At 37.1% G+C, this 21,061-nt stretch carries 27 protein-coding genes; 10 read left to right on the top strand and 17 right to left on the bottom strand.

The genetic code is table 11. From position 1 onward, the window contains the following. The first annotated feature begins 61 nt into the window (after positions 1-61). Positions 62-2,131: a peptidoglycan D,D-transpeptidase FtsI family protein gene (locus tag F4694_RS16555; RefSeq protein ID WP_179599937.1), complete on the top strand. Its 2,070-nt coding sequence runs from the start codon at positions 62-64 to the stop codon at positions 2,129-2,131. A gap of 436 nt (positions 2,132-2,567) precedes the next feature. On the opposite strand, the gene trhA is transcribed toward F4694_RS16555, so the two are convergent. From trhA to F4694_RS16540, 3 genes are all read right to left on the bottom strand, one after another. Then, the gene (gene trhA, locus F4694_RS16550) at positions 2,568-3,212 is read right to left on the bottom strand and encodes a PAQR family membrane homeostasis protein TrhA (protein WP_179599934.1); all 645 of its coding nucleotides are present in this window, start codon (positions 3,210-3,212) and stop codon (positions 2,568-2,570) included. A 359-nt stretch (positions 3,213-3,571) separates the two neighbouring features. Next, a complete protein-coding gene (locus tag F4694_RS16545) occupies positions 3,572-4,177 on the bottom strand; it encodes a LysE/ArgO family amino acid transporter (RefSeq protein ID WP_179599932.1) in 606 nt (201 codons plus the stop codon). 66 nt (positions 4,178-4,243) lie between these two features. Beyond that, positions 4,244-4,687, bottom strand: coding sequence for a GNAT family N-acetyltransferase (locus F4694_RS16540; protein ID WP_179599929.1), 444 nt, complete (start codon positions 4,685-4,687; stop codon positions 4,244-4,246). 116 nt (positions 4,688-4,803) lie between these two features. Between F4694_RS16540 and F4694_RS16535 the strand changes: the two genes are divergently transcribed. Further along, complete coding sequence (locus F4694_RS16535) at positions 4,804-5,151, top strand: hypothetical protein (RefSeq protein ID WP_179599927.1); 348 nt, start codon at positions 4,804-4,806, stop codon at positions 5,149-5,151. On the opposite strand, the gene F4694_RS16530 is transcribed toward F4694_RS16535, so the two are convergent. Then, positions 5,148-5,777: a TVP38/TMEM64 family protein gene (locus F4694_RS16530; RefSeq protein ID WP_179599924.1), complete on the bottom strand. Its 630-nt coding sequence runs from the start codon at positions 5,775-5,777 to the stop codon at positions 5,148-5,150. The genes F4694_RS16535 and F4694_RS16530 overlap by 4 nt on opposite strands. 134 nt (positions 5,778-5,911) lie before the next feature. After that, positions 5,912-6,682: a C40 family peptidase gene (locus tag F4694_RS16525; RefSeq protein WP_179599921.1), complete on the bottom strand. Its 771-nt coding sequence runs from the start codon at positions 6,680-6,682 to the stop codon at positions 5,912-5,914. A gap of 406 nt (positions 6,683-7,088) precedes the next feature. Between F4694_RS16525 and F4694_RS16520 the strand changes: the two genes are divergently transcribed. Further along, positions 7,089-8,231 carry a TIGR04053 family radical SAM/SPASM domain-containing protein gene (locus tag F4694_RS16520; RefSeq protein WP_374757434.1) on the top strand — a complete coding sequence of 381 codons (1,143 nt, stop codon included), beginning with the start codon at positions 7,089-7,091 and terminating at the stop codon, positions 8,229-8,231. A gap of 35 nt (positions 8,232-8,266) precedes the next feature. On the opposite strand, the gene F4694_RS16515 is transcribed toward F4694_RS16520, so the two are convergent. The 6 genes from F4694_RS16515 to F4694_RS32250 all read right to left on the bottom strand — a co-directional run bounded on the left by F4694_RS16515 (position 8,267) and on the right by F4694_RS32250 (position 11,785). After that, positions 8,267-9,367, bottom strand: coding sequence for a Ger(x)C family spore germination protein (locus tag F4694_RS16515; RefSeq protein ID WP_179599916.1), 1,101 nt, complete (start codon positions 9,365-9,367; stop codon positions 8,267-8,269). Beyond that, positions 9,364-9,909: a hypothetical protein gene (locus F4694_RS16510; RefSeq protein WP_179599914.1), complete on the bottom strand. Its 546-nt coding sequence runs from the start codon at positions 9,907-9,909 to the stop codon at positions 9,364-9,366. The genes F4694_RS16515 and F4694_RS16510 overlap by 4 nt, the downstream gene beginning before the upstream one ends. A 41-nt stretch (positions 9,910-9,950) precedes the next feature. Then, positions 9,951-10,436: a hypothetical protein gene (locus F4694_RS16505; RefSeq protein ID WP_179599912.1), complete on the bottom strand. Its 486-nt coding sequence runs from the start codon at positions 10,434-10,436 to the stop codon at positions 9,951-9,953. 31 nt (positions 10,437-10,467) lie between these two features. Then, on the bottom strand, positions 10,468-11,340 hold the full coding sequence (locus tag F4694_RS16500) for a spore germination protein (protein WP_257029275.1): 873 nt from the start codon (positions 11,338-11,340) through the stop codon (positions 10,468-10,470). Next, positions 11,333-11,569, bottom strand: coding sequence for a spore germination protein (locus tag F4694_RS32255; protein WP_308806360.1), 237 nt, complete (start codon positions 11,567-11,569; stop codon positions 11,333-11,335). The genes F4694_RS16500 and F4694_RS32255 overlap by 8 nt, the downstream gene beginning before the upstream one ends. 81 nt (positions 11,570-11,650) lie before the next feature. Continuing rightward, complete coding sequence (locus F4694_RS32250) at positions 11,651-11,785, bottom strand: hypothetical protein (RefSeq protein WP_257029274.1); 135 nt, start codon at positions 11,783-11,785, stop codon at positions 11,651-11,653. Between the two features lie 167 nt (positions 11,786-11,952). On the opposite strand from F4694_RS32250, the gene corA reads away from it, so the two are divergent. Then, a complete protein-coding gene (gene corA, locus F4694_RS16495) occupies positions 11,953-12,909 on the top strand; it encodes a magnesium/cobalt transporter CorA (protein WP_179599910.1) in 957 nt (318 codons plus the stop codon). Positions 12,910-12,965: 56 nt separating this feature from the next. Here the strand turns inward: corA and F4694_RS16490 are convergent, their stop codons facing one another. After that, the gene (locus F4694_RS16490) at positions 12,966-13,277 is read right to left on the bottom strand and encodes a hypothetical protein (RefSeq protein ID WP_179599908.1); all 312 of its coding nucleotides are present in this window, start codon (positions 13,275-13,277) and stop codon (positions 12,966-12,968) included. Between the two features lie 241 nt (positions 13,278-13,518). Between F4694_RS16490 and F4694_RS16485 the strand changes: the two genes are divergently transcribed. Continuing rightward, positions 13,519-14,541, top strand: a complete 1,023-nt coding sequence (locus F4694_RS16485) for a M42 family metallopeptidase (RefSeq protein WP_179600465.1) — start codon at positions 13,519-13,521, stop codon at positions 14,539-14,541. Positions 14,542-14,557: 16 nt separating this feature from the next. Continuing rightward, the gene (tatA, locus tag F4694_RS16480) at positions 14,558-14,773 is read left to right on the top strand and encodes a twin-arginine translocase TatA/TatE family subunit (protein WP_179599906.1); all 216 of its coding nucleotides are present in this window, start codon (positions 14,558-14,560) and stop codon (positions 14,771-14,773) included. 31 nt (positions 14,774-14,804) lie between these two features. Here tatA and F4694_RS32245 read toward each other — a convergent pair whose 3' ends face one another. Then, positions 14,805-14,930: a hypothetical protein gene (locus F4694_RS32245; protein WP_257029272.1), complete on the bottom strand. Its 126-nt coding sequence runs from the start codon at positions 14,928-14,930 to the stop codon at positions 14,805-14,807. Positions 14,931-15,114: 184 nt separating this feature from the next. On the opposite strand from F4694_RS32245, the gene F4694_RS16475 reads away from it, so the two are divergent. Continuing rightward, positions 15,115-15,540 carry a hypothetical protein gene (locus tag F4694_RS16475; protein WP_179599904.1) on the top strand — a complete coding sequence of 142 codons (426 nt, stop codon included), beginning with the start codon at positions 15,115-15,117 and terminating at the stop codon, positions 15,538-15,540. A gap of 28 nt (positions 15,541-15,568) precedes the next feature. On the opposite strand, the gene F4694_RS16470 is transcribed toward F4694_RS16475, so the two are convergent. Continuing rightward, entirely contained in the window at positions 15,569-16,165 is a 597-nt protein-coding gene (locus F4694_RS16470; RefSeq protein ID WP_179599902.1) for a hypothetical protein, read from the bottom strand. 293 nt (positions 16,166-16,458) lie between these two features. Between F4694_RS16470 and F4694_RS16465 the strand changes: the two genes are divergently transcribed. The 3 genes from F4694_RS16465 to F4694_RS31780 all read left to right on the top strand — a co-directional run bounded on the left by F4694_RS16465 (position 16,459) and on the right by F4694_RS31780 (position 18,286). Further along, complete coding sequence (locus tag F4694_RS16465) at positions 16,459-17,682, top strand: NAD(P)/FAD-dependent oxidoreductase (protein ID WP_179599900.1); 1,224 nt, start codon at positions 16,459-16,461, stop codon at positions 17,680-17,682. 226 nt (positions 17,683-17,908) lie between these two features. Next, positions 17,909-18,124 (top strand): YheC/YheD family protein, encoded by a 216-nt coding sequence (locus tag F4694_RS16460; RefSeq protein WP_179599898.1) that lies wholly within the window; start codon positions 17,909-17,911, stop codon positions 18,122-18,124. A gap of 36 nt (positions 18,125-18,160) precedes the next feature. Next, on the top strand, positions 18,161-18,286 hold the full coding sequence (locus tag F4694_RS31780; RefSeq protein WP_218895700.1) for a YheC/YheD family protein: 126 nt from the start codon (positions 18,161-18,163) through the stop codon (positions 18,284-18,286). A gap of 97 nt (positions 18,287-18,383) precedes the next feature. On the opposite strand, the gene F4694_RS16455 is transcribed toward F4694_RS31780, so the two are convergent. The 3 genes from F4694_RS16455 to F4694_RS16445 are packed head-to-tail and all read right to left on the bottom strand — an operon-like array spanning position 18,384 to position 21,058. Continuing rightward, positions 18,384-19,364: an ABC transporter permease gene (locus F4694_RS16455; protein WP_179599896.1), complete on the bottom strand. Its 981-nt coding sequence runs from the start codon at positions 19,362-19,364 to the stop codon at positions 18,384-18,386. Continuing rightward, a complete protein-coding gene (locus F4694_RS16450; RefSeq protein WP_179599894.1) occupies positions 19,357-20,268 on the bottom strand; it encodes an ABC transporter ATP-binding protein in 912 nt (303 codons plus the stop codon). The genes F4694_RS16455 and F4694_RS16450 overlap by 8 nt, the downstream gene beginning before the upstream one ends. A 13-nt stretch (positions 20,269-20,281) precedes the next feature. Next, entirely contained in the window at positions 20,282-21,058 is a 777-nt protein-coding gene (locus F4694_RS16445; RefSeq protein ID WP_179599892.1) for an SGNH/GDSL hydrolase family protein, read from the bottom strand. Between the last annotated feature and the right edge of the window lie 3 nt (positions 21,059-21,061).

Genomic DNA, 21,061 nt, shown 5'->3' with positions numbered 1-21,061 from the left:
ATAATTACCAATTCTCTTATGAGGACATACTAACCAAAAAGTATCAAGGATGTGAAAACACTTGGAGAAAAAGAAAAAGAAGAAATCTCATTTTCCAATCCGCCTTAATCTGCTATTTTTTAGTGTATTTTTGTTATTTTCCATCCTAATTTTGCGCCTGGGATTTGTTCAAATCGTATACGGAGAAAATTTCAAACGTGAATTGGAGCGAAAAGAAGATATTACGATAAACAACCCTGTACCAAGGGGAAAAATGTTTGATAGTAATTACCGAGTCATCGTTGACAATATTCCAAAACGCGCCATTACATACACAAATATGGGAGCCAGCCAGAAAGAGATGCTGGATACGGCTGAAAAATTAGCGAAATTAATTTTTAAAAATTATGATAAGATGACGCAACGAGAAAAAAAGGATCTTTGGATCCTCAAATATCCCAAAAAAGCGGATGCAAAAGTCACAAAAAAAGAATTAGATTTAGTGAAAGCAAAAAAATTAAAGGATAATGATATATATAAATTAAAGATTGAACGGATCACTGAGGAAGAAATAAGTCAGTTAACGCCAGAAGATTTAGAAGTTTGGTCCATATATCTTGAATTTTCGAGCGGTTATAAATTCACCCCACAAATTGTCAAAAATGAAGATGTCACACCTGAGGAATTTGCGATTGTAAGTGAGAATCTACAATCTCTCCCTGGAATTGATACTACTACAGACTGGGATAGATCTTACACTTTTGACCAAACTTTAAAATCAATCCTAGGAAACGTTACGAAAACAGAGGAGGGTCTGCCCGCAGACCGACTGGATTATTTTTTATCGTTAGGGTACAACCGGAATGACAGAGTTGGAAAAAGCCAACTTGAACTGCAATACGAAGATGTTCTCCATGGTCACAAATCAAAGGTTAAAACAGTTACAGATAAGCAAGGTAATGTTATTGAAACCGAAGTAGTTACAGATGGAAAAAGAGGCAAGGACCTCGTCCTCACTGTTGATATGGAATTACAAAAAGCAGTAGAAAAAATCATTGAGGAAGAGCTTTGGGGATTGAAAAAAACACCTAATACCTCCCTGTTGGATCGCGCCTATGTCGTGTTAATGGATCCAAATAATGGAGCGGTTTTAACTATGGCAGGAAAAAGAATCGTTAAAAATCCAGAAACTGGCCAATTAGAAATGCAAGATGACGCATTGGGTACAATTACGACTACCTATAATGTAGGTTCAGCTGTAAAAGGTGCTACGGTTCTAACAGGTTTCAAGACAGGCGTGATTAAACCAGGAACCCGTATAAATGATACAGGTATTAAAATCAAGGACACTCCATTGAAAAAGTCCTATTCCTACCTTGGGACGCTGAATGATGTCGAAGCGTTAAAATTATCGTCAAACGTTTATATGTTCCATACTGCTATTCGAATTGGTAAAGGGAATTACCAATTTGATCAGCCTTTAAGTCTTGCACCAAATACAGTTGACATCATACGTAATTCCTTTGCAAGCTTTGGGCTTGGTTCTAGAACGGGAATTGACTTGCCAAATGAATCCAGTGGTCTAAAGGGGTCTAGCCGCCTCCCAGGTCATATCATGGACTTAGTTATTGGACAATATGACACCTATTCGCCTATGCAATTAGCACAATACATTTCAACGATTGCAAATGGCGGAAAAAGGATGAAACCTCACATTGTAAAGGAAATACGTGAGCCGATTGATAATAATACAGACGAAATCGGACCTGTTTTCCAAGAAATTAAACCAACTGTCCTGAATACAATTGATGCCGAACCTGCATGGATGGACCGAGTTCAACTAGGCTTCAAAAAAGTATTCCAGGAGCCAGGGGGAACAGCATTTAGACGGTTTACAGGCGTCTCCTACTCTCCTGCAGGGAAAACTGGGACCGCGGAGGCGTTTTATGATGGACCCGAACGCGCTAAATTCGGGAAAGAACCGCCTCCTGTAATGAATTTAAGCTTAGTTACTTACGCACCAAGCACCAACCCTGAAGTGGCAATGGCTGTGATTGTCCCTTGGGCGTACCAAGGTACTACCGATAATGGAGCAAACTTTCTTATCGGCCGAAGAGTGATGGATACCTACTTTGCAATGAAGAAAAATTAAATTGAAAAAGGCGTCTGATACTTTTAGGAGGGTTCCGTTTTGGTGCACCCATATTAATAGACACAAGAATTGACGTATGAACAGGCATACGTCTTTTTCTTTATTTTTGGGGATACAGCTAAGCCCCGATCTGATAAATAGACGGAAGAATTCCGCTTAATAAGTAAATATCATTAGAAAAAGCATAAAATAGACGGAAAGATTCCGCCTAATGGCTAGAAAAATTCGAAAATGGGAGATTTTTCTTTGCATAAGCGGAAAACCTCCGCTTATTTACCCCGAAACGAGCCCCTTTCTGCAGTTAGCCGGAAATTCTCCGCTTATTTTACTTTAGCTGGTTACTCGATTAGGACAAGACATTACATTCAAACGAGAGAAGCACCTCAAAACGGCACCTTTTGTACTTATATTCAGACGCCTTTTTGGATTTACACTATTAAATGGGTAATACATAAAACAAGACGCAGAAAAAATGAAGCACAGTTCCGGCGATTACGAATAAATGCCAAATTGCATGGTGATAGCGAAACCCGCGCCATACATAAAAAATTGCCCCAAATGTGTAAAGGAGACCGCCAATCATTAAATAGGTCATCCCTTCAGAAGGCAGTCTAGCTGCTAATGGATTCCACGCGAAAACCATCATCCAACCCATTACCACGTAGAGAATCGTCGAGGTAAATAAATATTTTTTTGCAAAAAAACACTTAAAAATCGTACCAGCGATCGCGAGTCCCCAAACTACCCCGAACAACGACCAGCCTAAAGGACCTCTAATCACAACCAGCAAGAATGGTGTATAGGTTCCTGCAATAAAAAAGTAGATCGAGGAATGGTCAAAGATTTCAAATATATCTTTGGCTTTACCTTCTGGAAAACTATGTACCAATGTAGAGGACATATACAAGATGAACATGGATGCTCCATAGATTGTAAAGCTTACAATGTGCCATGCCGTTCCATACAGGGAGGAAAAAACGATTAAAATAACCAAAGCAGCAATACTAAGAATGGCCCCAATACCGTGCGTAATCGAATTAGCAACCTCCTCATTTCGTGAAAAAATGTGTGTGTTTGCCATTGCATTCAAAACTCCTTTATTAACTCTTCTTCAATTTCTCCATTAACTCTATTATGCTCTTTTTTGGAGTCCAGCAGTTAAATTTATAATGAGTTTTCGTTTCATATCCTAAACGACTGCAGTAATAAACCATTCCATTTGATTTTCTCTCCGCTTTAAAATGTCTGCAGGTAGCACAGTAATGAAAGTCCTTCATTATTATCTCCTCCACAAAATTACCAATCTATTAATTATTCATTCATAGTTTGTTCATATTTGTCCTCTATTATAGTAATAGGTTCCTTAACAAGAACCGATCCTCCCCCCCTTTTATTATATAGATTCTTTTCCAATACCCGGCAATTCGCCGGGTACATTTTTTATAACGAAAACACTAGGTACACCGCAGTTCCCCACATAATAACAGCAGATATTTTATTTAACGTGTGAATGAATTTGCCACTTTGATCAAGTTTTCCTACCAATCTGCCAACTATCGATAATCCAAAAAACCATAACCAAGAAACGAAAATACAGACAATCATAAAAACTCCCTTTTCTATTCCTGTGTACGTTAATGAGCTCGTTCCAATTACACCAATGGTATCCATAATGGCATGAGGATTTAACAATGAAACAGACGCCGCGAAGGTGATTTGTTTCCCTGCTGAAAATAATTGAACACTATTCTCCTCTGTACTAGGTTTACTTTTCCATGTTACATAGCCCATATAAAGTAAAAATGCAATCCCAATCACACTTAAGGCTATTTTTAAAAAGCTAATTTCTATTACAACTGCGGAAATTCCTAAAACTGCCAACGAAATTAAGAGTGTATCACAAAGTGCAGCTGTGATTACCACTGGTAATGCTTTAGGCCAATGTGGCTGTAAAGCACCCTGATTAAATACAAAAACATTTTGTACCCCTAAAGGTAAAATTAGCCCGAAGGCTAAGATAAATCCGTGAATTGCAGCACTAATCATCTTTTCTCTCCTAAACATAATAATACTGGCTGTCTACTAATTAGCAGACAGCCTTTATAAGAAGAACTATATTTTTCGTTGCATAAAAATCTCGGGGTCATCGAGTGTCTGAAAACCATATTGTTCATATAAACCATGTGCGTCATAGGTACATAACATCATTTTCCGAACGTCTTTTAGTTCGGATTGCTCGACCATCGTTTCGATCATCCATTTCGATAAGCCTCTTCCCCTATATTCAGGAAGGACAAATACATCCATAATCCAAGCGAATCTTACAAAATCAGTTACCGCTCGGACAAAACCTATTTGCCTTGCTTCCCCTATTGCAGGATTTCCCTCATACATACCAAAGCAAATCGAGGATTTCTCAATCGATTTCTGCACTTTATCCATGGTAATACCTTTGGCCCAGTAAGAATCAACACATAAAAAATGGTGAATCACATCAGTATCAAGATATTGTTTATCTGTACTAATCGTAAAACCATCCTTTTTCCAACTTGACATGTTCCATCACCTTCCAAAATTTAGGAATAAACTACTATCTTGTTTCACTTGAAGTATACTTCCTTCCATCCCTGTCAATAACAATACCAAACGCTAGTAGAAAGAGGTGTCATGGTATGAAGGGAATCTACTTTATCAATGATCGGATCAGTTTAAATGGGCTTTCGAAGGAAGAAAGCTTTAAACTTCAAGAACAATCCATATTACCTTACATTCAACAACATAATATTGAAGTCGTAAAGTTAAATCCTTACCAAATTTATGACTACTACACCATTCCGCATGCCCTATTACATGATCTAAAAAAGCATAGAAACTACCTTGATTGTTTGATTCAATACTCGCCTTTTGTTATGGAAGACTTTATTAATACCTATCCGGCACGATGGTTTATTTTAAAAAGCTTCTTTAAAGAAGTCATAACAATTGAAGAAAAAGAACTTCCAGTAAAATACATTGTTTAGTCGACAGTTTCCTTTGCCATTTTACGGTAGATGACAATGGAGTAAATGATGAAAACAACCAGAATATAACTGCCATATAAACCAAAAGAAAATAACTTATTGCTGGTAAAAGAAGCACCTGCGTACGATAAAATTAAGATGTTCGGGATTTTCCCAATCGTTGTGGAAGTAAAAAACGTTAGCCAATTCACCTTGCTTAAACCGCAGATGATGTTGACAACAGGCGCTGGGATGATAGGAATCAAACGGCAGGTTAAGATGGCAACAAATGAATTTCGATTAAGAAACTCTTCGTATTCTTGAACTTTCGGATATTTCATTAACTTAGATTGTGCATAATCCCAGAAACCGTATCTGCTTAAAAAGAAGAATGCCATTGTTCCAGCCATGGCCCCCGTCAAGGAAACGAATACTCCTTGAGTCGTTCCAAAAACACCGCCGATGACGCCTGCAAGGACAGGGAAAGGAATGACAGGAAAAAACACGCAAATGGCTACAAACAGCATACTGATAAGTATAGAAAGGATTCCTCCTTCCTTAATTAATAAAATCAATTCATCTTTTTGCAAAAAGCCAATGGCAATAACAATTACTAATAGTGATATGCTTAGGATTCTTTTATACATCAATTTCTCCTAATCTAAATTACTCTTCCTATTAAGTATAAGGGTTTATACCCCGTTCATAAATATATATTTTCAGATTTATCCGGAACAAACAAAGACCTTTATCGGTATGATAAAGGTCTTTCTTTATTGTTTTAAAATGCGGTTCTAGCGCCAAGGTATCTTGGCTTCCAATATGGATTATTCATATCGGTAATGGTAACACCTGTTGATGAACCAGCATGAATGAATTTGTTATCGCCAATAAAAATTCCCAGATGAGACGGACCAGGTGCATAAGTGGTAAAGAACACTAGGTCACCAGGGCTTGGATTGCTAACAGCCTTAAGACCAGAAAACTGTGTTGCTGCTGTTCTCGGAAGTGAGATTCCTACTTTTTCAAAAACGTATTTTGAGAAGCCGCTGCAGTCAAAACCAGCTGGAGTATTACCACCCCATAGGTAAGGAGTGCCGATATATTTCTTCGCTTCTGTAATCACCATTTGCGCTTTTGAAACAGTAGAAATGGGTGCTGGAGTCGGTGTTGCAGCCGTACCAGAAACGGTAAGAACTTGTCCACCATAAATGGTATCCGCAGTCATGTTATTAAGAGATTTCAGCTGTGCAACAGTTAGATTATGCCGCGAGGAAATCCCCCATAGTGTATCCCCTTTTTGAACAGTGTAAGTGGAAACATGCGAGTGAGGTGCCAATAATGATAGTTTTTGATTTACATAGATGCTATCGCTGGAAAGATTATTCCACGCTTTTAAATTTGTAACTGAAACATTATTATTCTGCGAGATTCTCCAAAGCGTATCTCCTGATTTAACCGTATAGACATTCTCATGTGCACTTACAGATCCACTAAAACTTGTAAACAAAATGCCGGCAGCTGCCGCGACTGTCAGTAAATGTTTTTTCATGGTTGCTCTCCTCTATTCGTTGATAAATCTATGATAAAGGAGAGCACCTATTTATTTGTATCCTCAACATATGGGTATTTAGGAAGTATATCCCTGCAAAGGTAATGAAAGCCCTCTAGTAACAAACCCTAGAAATGCCTCCAACCCATATACACCAAGGTTTTCCCTTCACCTTCTCTAGTGACAACATGAACCATATTAGTAGTTTGGTACTTTTTTGAAATAGAATTGTAGAAATTTTGTAACAAACCTTATGAAATATTGTAACAATCCTTTCATGCATAACGAAGAGACAAATTTATAATAAACCTATAGAAACATTTTTAATGGTTTTTAATTGGTTTAAAAAATACTATGAATCTTGGTGATAAGTATGCAAGGAATAAGTAAAGGACATCCACATACTATGGGACATCCGCATGGAATGAAAAAAATTGATTATGACGTTAACCCGTTTATTGTTATTTGGGAAGTAACACGTGCATGTCAGCTAAAATGTGTACACTGCCGTGCTGATGCGCAACTGACTCCAGATCCTCGCGAATTAACGCATGAAGAGGGCATTAACTTAATCGATCAAATCTATGAAATGGATAATCCGATGCTTGTATTCTCAGGCGGAGATTGTATGATGCGAGAAGACCTTTTTGAACTTGCTGACTATGCAGTTAAAAAAGGGATGCGCGTTAGTATGACTCCTAGTGCAACACCGAATGTTACAAAGGAAAAAATGCAGCGTGCCAAGGAAGTCGGTCTTTCACGCTGGGGCTTAAGTCTTGATGCACCGACAGCAGAGATTCATGACAAGTTCCGTGGCGTGCCAGGTTCCTTCGATTTGACAATTGAAAAAATTAAATATTTAAATGACTTAGGAATGCCTTTGCAAATTAATACAGTTATCTCCCGTTATAATTATGATCATCTTGAACAAATGTCTAAGCTAGTAGAGGAACTTGGTGCGGTTATGTGGTACATCTTCTTACTCGTGCCAACAGGACGCGGTCAAATGGATGCGTGTATCACACCTGCAGAGCACGAAAAAGTTTTCCGTTGGTTATATCAGCTAAGCAAAACTGCTCCGTATGATATTAAAACAACAGCTGCTCAACATTATCGTCGTGTTGTTTTACAAGAAAAAGCACGTGACCATTTAATCGAAAAAGGTGAAATTCGCTACGAAGATTCCATTACAACCGATTTTGCTTCGATGCATGATGGCTTAAAACGCGCACCGAAGGGTGTAAATGACGGAAATGGCTTTGTTTTTGTTAACCATATTGGAGATGTGATGCCTAGCGGCTTGCTTCCTATTGTTGGTGGTAATATCCGTGAAACTCCTTTAGCTGAAATTTACCGTGAGGCAAAGGTATTTAAGGATCTTCGTCAGCCTGACAACTATAAAGGTAAATGCGGAGTCTGCGAATTCAACAAAATCTGCGGCGGTTCCCGTTCTAGAACCTATGCAGTAACCGGTGACTATATGGAAAGTGAACCATTCTGCGTGTATATCCCTCAATCCATGCGTAATAAAGCTGAACAGACAGTATAGAACTACTCAGGCATTCCAGCCTTGGAATGCCTATTTTATTCCACTAAACCTGTATCTGAAATATTAATATCGGCATTTACTTTAAATTTTATTGTTGGATATAATTGCTGCCAAGTTTTCCAATCATCATTCCCCATATGTCTGCTCCGATAGCGCAAACCAAATCCGATAGGATCAACATTTTCTTTTTGCATTTTTACTAGTACTGCTTTGACTTGTTTACTTACATAACCCTTTGCCGCTTTTTCATATTTATCCAAGTCTTTATTACTCACATTAAACCGAGCTTCTTCTATTCTTCCATCTACACTCAAGTCCACTTTAATATAAGGTTGTTTTTGATTTTCTGTGATTAACTTATATTTTGTTTTTACCGCTTGCGTATCAATCACGAATGAATCTTCACCACCATTGATTTTCAAAGCTGTTTTTTGGTTTTGAGTTAAAAACAAATTCAAAATCATCGTTTCCTTCGATTGTAACTTCAACTTCAATTTATTCTTATCTAAGAGTGCAACACTGTTGATTTCAAAATTATCCTTTTTTGCAAAAATAATAGGCAGCAGAGGGTCAAGTCCTTTTTCACCGAATCGCTTTTTAAAATCAAATAGAAACTCGGGGATAATATAAGCCGTTTCTGTTCCATCTCTTCCTAACGCAAGGAATAGTGCATTAGAAGGCAGACGTTCTGATTTAGGCTTCCCCTTCAGCACCGCTAATGCAGAAGGTTTTCCTATCGCTACCCATGACATCTCCTGGAAATCCAGCCTTCTGATAAACCAATAGTAAAGATTTGGATCCAGTCCAGCCTTCATAACCTCTTCATTGTAAACAATCAGTTTTGCATGACTAAAATCAATTTCTTTGTCCACTTTTGATTTCATTATTCTAACCGATTCGGCGATGGTATCCCCTTCTTGAGAGATAATTAAGAATTCATTTGATATTTTTTCACCAGTTGGAAGGGCAAACTTTAGACTAACAAGAAATTTCTTCGAATTATTTTTTGCAGGATCTATTCCTACACTTACAACAAAGAGACGTTTATCAATGTCTTTAAATCCACATCCTGATAGGAAACACGCCATGAGCAAGACGATAAGTAAACCGCTCAACATTTTTACATTTTGATTCATGCCTTCCTCCTCCTAAGGAAAAAGAAAAAACCAAAGACTGCAAGAACTTCAAAAAACAATCTGGCAACGAGCCAGTACATGGATAACTTTTCTGGGTGCATATAATCGATCCTAATAACAGCAAGGATCGAGAATGCAAAAAACAGCGTCAATACTAGTCTATTTTTCTTTTCTGTATTTTTCTCTGAAAAAGTTCCTTTGATCAATTCGAACGCCACATGCCAATGGACTGCCACACTAATTAATGAAATGTTGACATATAACATTAAAAAGATAAACAGTGCACGTTCAATTGGACTATAAGGAAGGCGGATAGTATCTACCATAATAATCCATGGATACATGTATTCACCTACAGAATCAATACCATGCATACCTATAGGAATCATAACGGAAGTAAACAAAGTTAATAGCGAAATCTCAAAAATCACCAATAAATTAATTCGTTTAATTTTTACTTTAAACAGACGATTAAAAATAATAATATTAGCGTAGCCAGAAAAAATATAGCTTGCCACTGCCACTGCACTAATTTTAGGCATGCTATAAAAATGGTTCCCCGCCTCAAAAATAGAATCCCAACTTAATAATCACTAGTAACAGCTTTTATAAAAATGAACGCAATAAACGGAACATTAATATACAGAATGATTTCAAGCAGGTACATCACTTTTTTTGTTGGAAATTGAATGACAAAACAGAGAATAAGTAAAAAAAACGTTAAAAGTAACACCTTTGACAGCTCGGGGTTAATAAACCGATGAAGGATATCTATGTACCCTAAAAGGGTTAACAATCCAGCAAAAAACCAAAAAACCGCAAAAGTTATTAGTATCAATATACGTAACGGTTTATTTAGTCTGTTTTTGATAATTTCGGGGAAACCCTGTCCAGGAAACCTAGCATAGATAACAGTATCTGCATACATTAAAGCCATCCCAGCAACAATGGCTATCACAATACTAATTAACATTCCGTCAAATCGGTATTGAATTAGAAATCTGGGTACAAAAATAATGACATTCGTCAGCATATTTAATAAAACTAAATATAAAAAATAGCGATCCATACCCACCATCCGATTCCGAGTAAAGCCTTAATTATATTTTTTCTTCTCTAAAGGTTAAGTATGGTTTTCCAAAACTATCAAGACTAACCATGTAGGCGAGAAGGAGAAACAAACCCAAAATCACACCAACTAACCCATAAAAAATAGACAATAATAAAATAAAATACTTAGATACTCTAATTGCAAAACTAAAGGTACTAATCGGGATAACAAAATTGGATATCGCCCCTAAAGAGACAATAATGATCATAATTGTACTAACAAGTCCTGCCTCTGTTGCAGCCTGTCCTAAAATTAATCCGCCTACCGTTGTTGCGGTTGGTCCGATAGCTTTTGGAAGACGAATGCTTGCTTCCATCAATAACTCCATCATGATTAACATCAGAATGACCTCAACAAAAGATGGGTATGGGACAGCATGCCTGCTGCCAGCTACAGAAAGTGCCAACTGGACTCGAAAAACCTCTGGATTATAGCTTACAAGTGCTACATACAATGCTGGCAATGTGATCGTAGTAAATAAACCAATATAACGCAGAAGTAATAAAAATTTCCCAATCCAATAGGTTTGGTAAATATCAGCCATAGACGCCATTTGATCTTTAAGTACTGTAGGCATTAAAACGGCAAAAGGCGATCCTTGAACAAGTAAAATTATTTTCCCTGCCGCTATGTTTATAACTGTCCTGTCAGGTCTTTCCGTTACCATGATCGTAGGAAACAGAACATGTTGTGACTTTTTTGTAAAATCTAACAATTGCTCACCTGATTGAAACATTTCTATTTCAACGGCAGAAAGAAAATCCTTTACTTGCTTCAATACGTCTTTATCCACTTTCTTTGAATCATAAATAATGTTAACTACTGTTTTTGAGATAGAACCTATATTCGTTGATTCAATCATTAATGTTTCCTCTGGATAACGCTGTGCGGATAAGCCCAATATTAGTTGGAAGACTTTCGCTAAAACCTGATTGCGGACCAAGAATCGTAATTTCAGCTGATGTATCACTTACAGCATTGTTTTTTTCCAGTTTTACATCTAATAAAAATACGTTTTCTTGAAAGAAAAGTATGCTAATTCCTCTGATAAGCTCTTCCGGTACTTTTTCTTCACTTTCGATGGATTTCACTTTCGGATGTGATTGAAGATACGCTAAAAACTGATCTGGAGTAGATATTTCATAAAAAGGTTTGATTAGATAGGTTTGTAATTATGCCTCATCACTTAAGGTTTTATAATACATCACTTCTAGATGTTTTCCTGTGGCTTGCAATTCCTTCATAACCAGGTCTTCAGCCTTTGGGATTTTTGCTTTTAATAATTCTTTAACATGTTGAATGGACATTTTTATCCCTCATAAAAAGTAATATCCTTACCTTTCCTTAGTATATGGCATTTTATTCCGCAAAAAAGACCAACCCTTTAAAAATGCTGACAGTAAATTTTTGAAAAAAGCGTTGGTTATCGTTATGATTATGTATATTGATTTATTTTAACGAAGGATGTTTTATTATGATGAGCCTAATAGGTATTACAAAAGACAATAAAATAGAAAAACAAGTTTCTATTAATGATTTGAATCTCGATAAATATAAATGGTTCTGGGTAGATTTTAGTGAACCTACGAATGAAGAGGTTCAGCATTTAACAGAAACTTTTCAATTCCATCCGCTGGCTATTGAAGATTGTTTATACAAATCACCGCAAAGACCAAAGCTGGATTATTATGATGACTACACATTTTTTATAACCCATATTGTTCGTGAAGTCGAAAAAGAAATTATCAAAGAGGAGCTGGACTTTTTTGTAAGAGAAGACTTTATCGTTACATTTCACCTCATTCCCTCTATTGAGGTCTCTCAAGTGATGGGAAGACTAACCACCCAAAAAGACATCAAGAATTTCACTACCCATCATGTGTTTTATGAAATTCTTGATAAAATAGTAGATAATTACTTTCCCATTATTTATAAAATTGAGGATATATTGGATGAAATTGAAGATAACACGCTAAATAATCCAATGAACAATCTCCTCAAAAGTTTATTTGAAACACGGTATATGTTATTGAACCTCACGCATACCATTAATCCAATGCGTGATCTCCTCTACCGGATGTTAAACTCGCAGCATTTGGTAACCATTATTAAACGTAAAGAATATTTTTCAGACATTTACGACCATTTATTAAAATTATCGGAAATGACAATGGCAAACAGAGAAATCACGGCAGACATTAGAGATAACTATCTATCTTTAAATTCACATCAGACAAATAATGTCATGAAGGTTCTAACCATTATGACTTCTATATTTGCTCCGTTAACCTTTATTGCTGGAATTTTTGGAATGAATTTTAAGAATATGCCCGAATTATCATGGAAGTACGGCTACCCTTTTTCTCTTATGTTGATGGGCATTATTGGATTTTCTCTGTTTCTTTGGTTTAAGAAAAAAGGATGGTTTTAGCAGTATCTACGTGAAAAACAGCAAAAAGACTAGGACCCCCCTAGTCTTTTTACCGTTCATTCCCAATTTTCATACGTAACCGTTCCTCCTGTTAAATCAATCGTGTTCCGCTCACCCTTATAGTAAGTTCTTCCGTCCTTTTCAAAAATATAATTTTCATAAGTAAATACCTCTTTTCCATCTGGAAGATGGACCACCACTTTGGAACCTAATTTTTCTTCCGGCGATTCAATTTTTATCGAACTTTGATAATAATATCGAAACAAGAAGAAGCCGACTGCCACTATGAAAAAAGTTAGAATCAAAAAAATTGGTCCCTTCCAAGAAAATTGCTTCGTCTTTTTGTGATATAGTTCAAGCCTGCTCATTTTTCTCCTCCACAAACCTTTAGTTATTTGATCATATGGATTTATCCCTCTTATAGCTAGTTCTATCGGTTTATAACTGTATTTCCAAGGATTAGTCCATCACTTTCAAAACTATGCAGAACCAACGCAAAAGTTGCCAGGTTTTGTTTTTAGATTGATTTTTAAATATGATGTTATAATAGGAAAGAGTGTTAATCAGAAAGGGGATTTAGCTTTGACAAACAAAAACACAGAGGAAACAATGAAATTACTTGTGGATTTAGTATCAATCCCGAGTCCATCAGGAAATACCAATGAAGTGATTTCCTACGTAGAAAAATACCTCGCAGAATTAAAAGTTGAAACAAGAAGAAACCGTAAAGGCGGTCTTATCGCAACACTAGATGGAAAGGATTCAAGTCAGCACCGCATGCTTACTGCACATGTGGATACACTTGGTGCCATGGTCAAGGAAATAAAGTCAAACGGACGACTAAAAATCGACTTAATTGGTGGATTTAAGTTCAACTCAATCGAGGGTGAATACTGCCAAATCGAAACGAGCACCGGTAAAAAATTCACAGGTACAATTCTTATGCACCAGACCTCTGTCCACGTTTATAAAGACGCTGGAAAAGCGGAGCGCAATCAAGAAAATATGGAAATCCGAATTGATGAAAAAGTACATAATGCACAGGATGTTAGAGCCCTTGGAATTGAGGTTGGCAATTTCGTTTCCTTTGACCCACGGGTAGAAGTTACTCCCAGCGGATTTATTAAATCACGTCACTTAGATGATAAAGCCAGCGTGGCGATCCTTTTACAATTAATGAAGCAATTAAAAGAGGAAAATATTCAATTGCCATACACAACACATTTTTTAATCTCAAACAATGAGGAAATTGGATACGGGGGCAACTCCAATATCACCCCTGAAACGGTTGAGTACTTAGCGGTTGATATGGGTGCCATGGGTGATGGCCAGTCAACCGATGAATATACCGTTTCTATCTGTGTGAAGGATGCCAGCGGACCGTACCATTATGCACTTCGTAAAAATCTAGTACGGCTTGCGGAAGAAAACAATATTGAATATAAACTCGATATCTATCCTTTCTATGGGTCCGACGCCTCAGCAGCGATTCGTTCTGGTCATGATATCGTACACGGCTTAATTGGTCCAGGGATCGATTCCTCACATGCCTTTGAACGCACACATGAATCATCGATTGAAAATACAGCTAAGCTTTTATACCACTATGTTCAATCTAATTTAGTTATATAAAAAAGGAGATCACGTTATGCTTTCAAATATTGGTGTACCCGGATTAATCTTAATTCTAGTCCTTGCGTTAATTGTTTTTGGTCCGAATAAACTGCCTGAGGTTGGCCGTGCTGTCGGGAAGTCCATTCGCGAGTTTAAGCGTGCAACGGAAGGAATCACAAATGATATCAAAGAAGAGTTTCAAGATGACCTGAAAGAGGCACAAAAGGAAAGAATCGACCTTAAAAAATAAGTGCAAGCTGCATGGGCAGCTTGCATCTTTTTTATCGCCGTGATTTACCTGTAAATGCCTGAAGTTGATTAACTAACTTCTTCCTCACCTTTTCATTTCTCAGTAAATAAGCTGCCCCTAATGCTGCCGTTGTCAAAAGCATTCGATTTCTTGCCATCTTAATTTCCCTCCTTTTATTACTTTACTACTTAAATGTTCCCTCAAATTAATCTTTTTAACAGCAACAGATTATTTCAATTTACGCCACGAATTATTTATAGTATTCTAAATATAAAGATAATTATAAAAAGAACATCCAGATTCCTCTACCCTTCCATCCCCATAAAAGAAGGTGTTTTTAAATGTATTATCATTTATTTGCTGCCCTCTTATTTTTCGGAATTTCTCTTACAATACCCACCATTCCTGAAACCTATATGGTGGCCGTATTACTCTCCGGCTTTATCGCACTACTTATTTTTTTAAAAAATCTCTATCAACAGGTAAATAACAAATTCCTTATTCAAGCAAGAAAAGCAGAAACTGAAAATAGTATAAACCTCTCCTCATTTACAGGAACGTTTGTCATGATTCGGAATGAAGAGTCACCATTATCGGATGAATTTACTTTTATGATTTTTCATGATGGTTCAATAGAGATTCCCCTTTTTTGCCGAAACCATTGTGTAATACAAAAAGCTGCTCATTCCAAAAATGAGTTAATTGTGTATTATAAGGATTATATCCTTATCAATGTAGAGGAAATTGAAAAGACACCAAATCGTTAAAGGTTTGGTGTCTTACTTATTTACAAGATTATTCCGCTACCATTGCTTTAATTTTCTCGTTATGTTGTTTAGATTGTTCTAGTAATTTATTTAAGAGAACAGCAGCCTGCTTATCATTTTTCGCCTCAACTGCAGCCTTAAGTTCATGGTACGTTTTCCAATGCCCCATAGCCTTACCGCCATGTGCCTTTTGCACAAATTCCTCTTTTGTGATTTTTCCTTCATCTAATTGTTTCTTTAACTCCTGTATTTTTGCCATTTTTTCTTGCTTCCACTTCTCACGCTTTTGTGCATTTTCGGGACTTAGCCACTTCGTTCTGAGTTCTTTCTTCTCCGCTAAAACCTTTGTCCATTCTGCTTTTTTATTGGGAGTATATTGATCCACCCATGCTAGCAGTTTTTGTTCACGCTCAGCCATTTTTGCCTGCCAGTCTTTGTGACTATGCTTTTGTTTTTCACAATCACATTCTTCTGACTCCTTGTCCTCTTCTTTATCCTGAGAGCCTGGAACCGTTCTTTTTTCAGCTCGGTTTTCACTATCATTAGGTGTCTGAACATTCGCAGATGTAAAACCTGGCATGGTAAGTAATAATCCTAGAATCATGATCAACATTCTAAATTTCATTTCAATCTCCTACTTTCTTTCCTATATTCGTTCAAAATTTAACCAATCATTAAATTTGCACGAATTTATCATACCCATTATGTCCAAAAAAAATTTACCAATTTGACAAATTTTAATGTATTAACCTACTTGTTTATTCATATAGGATATCGTATTCTATGAATATAGAAGATATGTGAAACATTTCACAAGACAAATGAGCAGAAAGGCTCTATATTTTTTCAGGCTTCTTGTGAAGTAATGCACAATAGAAATTGTAGATAATTTTGCCTATTGTTGGGAGAGAGATTAATATGAATAAGCCAAAAATTGTAATTTTAGGAGCCGGATACGGTGGTATCATCACAAGTAAGAAGCTTGAGAAGCTTCTAAAATCTGGAGAAGCAGACGTTACTTTAATTAATAAACATGAATACCATTATATTACGACACAACTGCATAAAACTGGAGCGGGTACTGCAGCCGACCGTCAAATTGCGATGGAAATCCCAGAGTTGATTAATGAACAAAAAACAAACTTTATTAAAGGCAGTGTAACGAGTGTTGATGTTAAAAATCAAGCCGTATACCTTGAGGACGGCGTATCTGTAGAATATGACTACCTCTTAATTGCTTTAGGTTTTGATATCGAAACCTTTGGCATCCCTGGAATTAAGGAACATGCCTTTGCTATCCGAAGCTTTAGAAGCACCAAAGCTATTTATAATCAGATTACAAGACAATTAACCCAATATAAAGAGGACAAGGATCCATCCCGTCTTACCTTTGTTGTGGCTGGCGGTGGATTTACAGGAGTTGAAATGCTAGGTGAACTAGCAGAAGGACTTCCAAAGTTTTGTAAAAAGTATGATGTCCCATATGAAGAAGTAAAAATTGTGGCTGTCGAGGCTGCACCTTCTGTCATTCCGTTTTTCCCTAAAGAATCTATTCAATATACAACGGAAATATTAGAAAAGTTTAATATCAACATGTATATGTCTACAAAAATTTTAGAGTGTACACCTGAAAAGGTTGTACTTGAAAATAATATCGAGATTCCAACACGAACATTAATTTGGTCATGTGGTGTAAAGGGCAATCCAATTGTTCAAAACTGCGGGTTACCGGTTGAAAAAGGTAAACTCCCTGTTGACTCATATCTCCGCGTTAAGGATACGAAAAACATCTTTAGTATTGGTGACTGCTCTTTATTCATGAAGGATGAAAAAAATGCATTGCCTCCAACAGCCCAGGTGGCACTTCAGGAAGCTGATGTATGTGCAAAAAATATTGTTGCTGCCCTGCGAGGAGAAACCTTAAATTCGTTTGAATATCATCACAAAGGTTCTGTGGCGTCTATTGGAAACTTTGCTGCCGTAGGGAAGGTTGGTAATTTTAGACTTTCTGGATTATTTGGTTCCTTTATGAAACAAGTAATTGAAGCTCGCTATTTACTTAACCTTGGAGGTCCTTCCCTCATCATTAAACAACACTTTGGATTTAGTAAAGAACCAGTTAAAGTGACTGCAAATCAGTAATTCAGTTTAACCAATGGAGTAAGGCTCCCTCCCTTTCTTCCCATTGATTAGAATATCCCTAATAAATACGTTGCCTATATCCCCCAATGTCAGGCAACAAAACCACCTTTCGACCTGAAGGTGGTTTTTTTGTACAAGATTATTTTTCTTAATAGGACTTCTGCCCTCCATTTTAAGAATCACCTGAATAGTATAATAAGAAAGCTACATTTAAGGGGAATGATCCATGGTGAGAGTCATAAATGAAAAATTCAGCACGTATTCCCACTTAATATCAGATAAAAGGATTGCTCCACACTTACCAGAAACAGCATTACTAAATGAGAGCTGTTGTTTTGAATATGTAAATAAGTACTATCAAGTATACTTACATCCTTGTCATGACAATAAAATCTCGATTTTAGTTACTTCTTTAGATGACGAACACTTTCAAATCGAATAGGGAAGCTTTTCTGAAATCATTCAAGGAAAAACCAAAGTGTATCAGTTTATTGAAAATAACCTGCTTGATGGTAAAAGGTTTATTATTCAACAGGCATTTCCCCGTTTAACACTCGAAGAAAATCAATTTGATATTAGAGTGTACGCAGGAAAACGATGTTAAATAGAATTAAAGAATACCTGAGAGAAGCAAGAAAAAAATCAGATGACCAATAAAAAAAAGAGTTATTCATATTCCAGGAATAACTCTTTTACTTTTATTAATAGACATCCTTTTTTGTAAATACATAAAAGGAAACAAATAATCCCGCAGCCCACCAAATGAGAAGGACCATCATTGAAAAAGACAATGTCATCCCTTCGATTGGCGGTGGATTTCCATTCATGTAATTTGTTAACTTTAAATTCACCATGAAGAAGTATTTAGCTGATTCCCAGGAAGAAACCATGTTACTTAGGATCGCACCAGCAATGAGTGCAGCTAACATTACACCCATGCCGGCAGCTGTACTGCGAATGAGTACGGATAACATGAAGGAAAGTGTTCCCACTACAATGGCCACCAGCCAAACAAGTCCAAAATCCATTAATAAAAACTGCCATTGATCGATTAACTTCACGCTGGCAGTATTTAGACCCGCGTCCGTTACACTAAACCCTGTCAATACCGGAGCTCCCCAGCCTTTATACCCAAAAACCAATCCTGAAATACTGTAGGACAGCAGTCCGGCAATGGCAACAATTAAAGAGATGGCAAGTATGAGCGTTATGTACTTACTTAGAAGGACCTTCCATCTCTTAACCGGTCTCGTCAACAGCAGCTTAATCGAGCCTTGACTGTGTTCAGAAGACACGATATCACTGGCAATCACCATAACCATTAAAGGAATGAACAATTCAATGGAGTTCTCTAAAAAAATCCTCATAAACGTAGGAGCTCCTGGCTCTGATGGGTTTATGTCATGATCAAGATAATATTGATTTTGCTGTAAGGCTATTTGGAGCTGTTGTTTCCATTCATCTGATATCCGAGGGCTGCTAATACGGTTTTGCTGATCAATAATCGTTTGTTGAATGATGGTCCGCCAATCATCTGTTCCCAATTTTTCTCTTTGCCGTTCATTCTCTTTAAATTGTGCATAGGTGAATAAAGCAACCAATATACCTATGATGATTGCGATTACCACTAATCTTTTTTTAGCAATCAGTTTCATCATTTCATTCTGAATAAGCTTATTCAATCGAATCACCCCCGGTTAGTTCGAGGAACAAATCTTCTAATACTGGCATTTTTCGATACATTTCAGTCACGGATACCTCTGCTTCTACCAGCTTTTTATTCCATTCAGCAGTCTTGATTTCATCGTATTCCGTCGTGATGGTACCATCTTCCCTTTCTTCAATGGCAGTGAGGGAACCTAACACCTCTTTCCCCTTTTCAAGCGGATGGAAACGCCATACTACGCGTTCACGATTGGATAACAAGTTATCAACTGTGTCGGTTGTAATTACAGTTCCTCTGGAAATGATTGCCACACGGTCACATAATAATTGGATCTCACTTAATAAATGGCTGGAAACAAGAACGCTTAGTCCTTCTTCTTCGGCAAGAAAGCGGATAAATTCCCGCATTTCCCTAATTCCAGCAGGATCTAGTCCATTCGTTGGTTCATCAAGTATTAAAACCTTAGGTCTTCCTAAAAGGGCTTGTGCAATCCCAAGTCTCTGTCTCATCCCTAAGGAATAGGTTTTAACTTTATCATGAATGCGATCTCTTAGACCTACAAGTTCCGTTACCTCACTGATCCGCTGTTCCCCTATTCCATCCAGCATTCGTGCGAAATGGAGCAGGTTGTCATAACCAGACAAATACGGATATAATTCGGGATTCTCAACAATACAGCCAAGATGCTTCATGGCTTCCTCAAAGTGGTCGACAATATTATAACCGCCAATATGAATACTTCCGGATGTGGGTTTAATTAATCCGACCAGCATTCGGATGGTTGTCGTTTTCCCTGCACCATTAGGACCTAAGAAACCGAATACCTCGCCTTCCCTTAACTCAAAACTAATTCCTTTAATGATTTCTTTTTTTCCAATTACCTTTTTTAAATTATGTACAGATAACGTAATATTCTCCATATGTCTGGTCTCCTTACCAGGTTAGCAATGAGGCCACTCGTTCAGCTATTAAACGGTACCCTTTGGTATTCGGATGGAACTTGTCAGTATACAGATAATCATTAACCTTCAACTCGAAGAGATCAAATGTTGGTACAAACACCATTTTTGGAAATGCTGCACTTAGTTCTGCACTTTGATAGTTCCAGTGACGAACAACTGCAGACATTTCTTTCCCCTGCTCTAAATCACTAAAGGGATTATATAAACCGATAAAGAAGACATTAGCTTCACTATTGCTTGCACGAATCTGTTGAAAAATAAAGTTCATATTCTCCAGGAACTTTTTCTCAATTTCCTCAATATCAGCATTTTCAAATTCTAGTAAGCCTTGTCCGCCTCTGAACAAATCATTGCCGCCCATTGTTACTAAAATCATATCTGCGCTTTGCAGCTGCCGCTTCACTTCGGTCTGCTGAATCTGCTCTTTAAGTTGGTCAGATTCCTGACCGCTGATGCCAAGATTCGTCAGCCGAACATCCTGCTTTGATTTTTCCTTTATTTCATCCAGAAGAAACCCTACATAACCTTTTCCTGTTTCGTCACCTGTTCCTCTTGTTAGAGAATCACCTATTGCCACAATATGTAAGTCATCTTTTTTCTCTGTTTTCCTTTCTACATTGGTTTTCTCTTGGATCTTATCAGGCTTGCCTGCATAATATTCAGTTACAGCCCATCCAAGTCCAACCAGCCAGAGGAGGCAAAAAATTACTGATATCAAGGTTACAGATTTTATGACTTTTTTATTCACATG

The sequence above is a fragment of the Neobacillus driksii genome, from assembly GCF_013409995.1.
GTDB classification, from domain to species: domain Bacteria; phylum Bacillota; class Bacilli; order Bacillales; family Cytobacillaceae; genus Neobacillus; species Neobacillus driksii.
The sequence above is the reverse complement of the archived record's forward strand: the minus strand, read 5'-3'. Positions and strand labels throughout refer to the sequence as shown.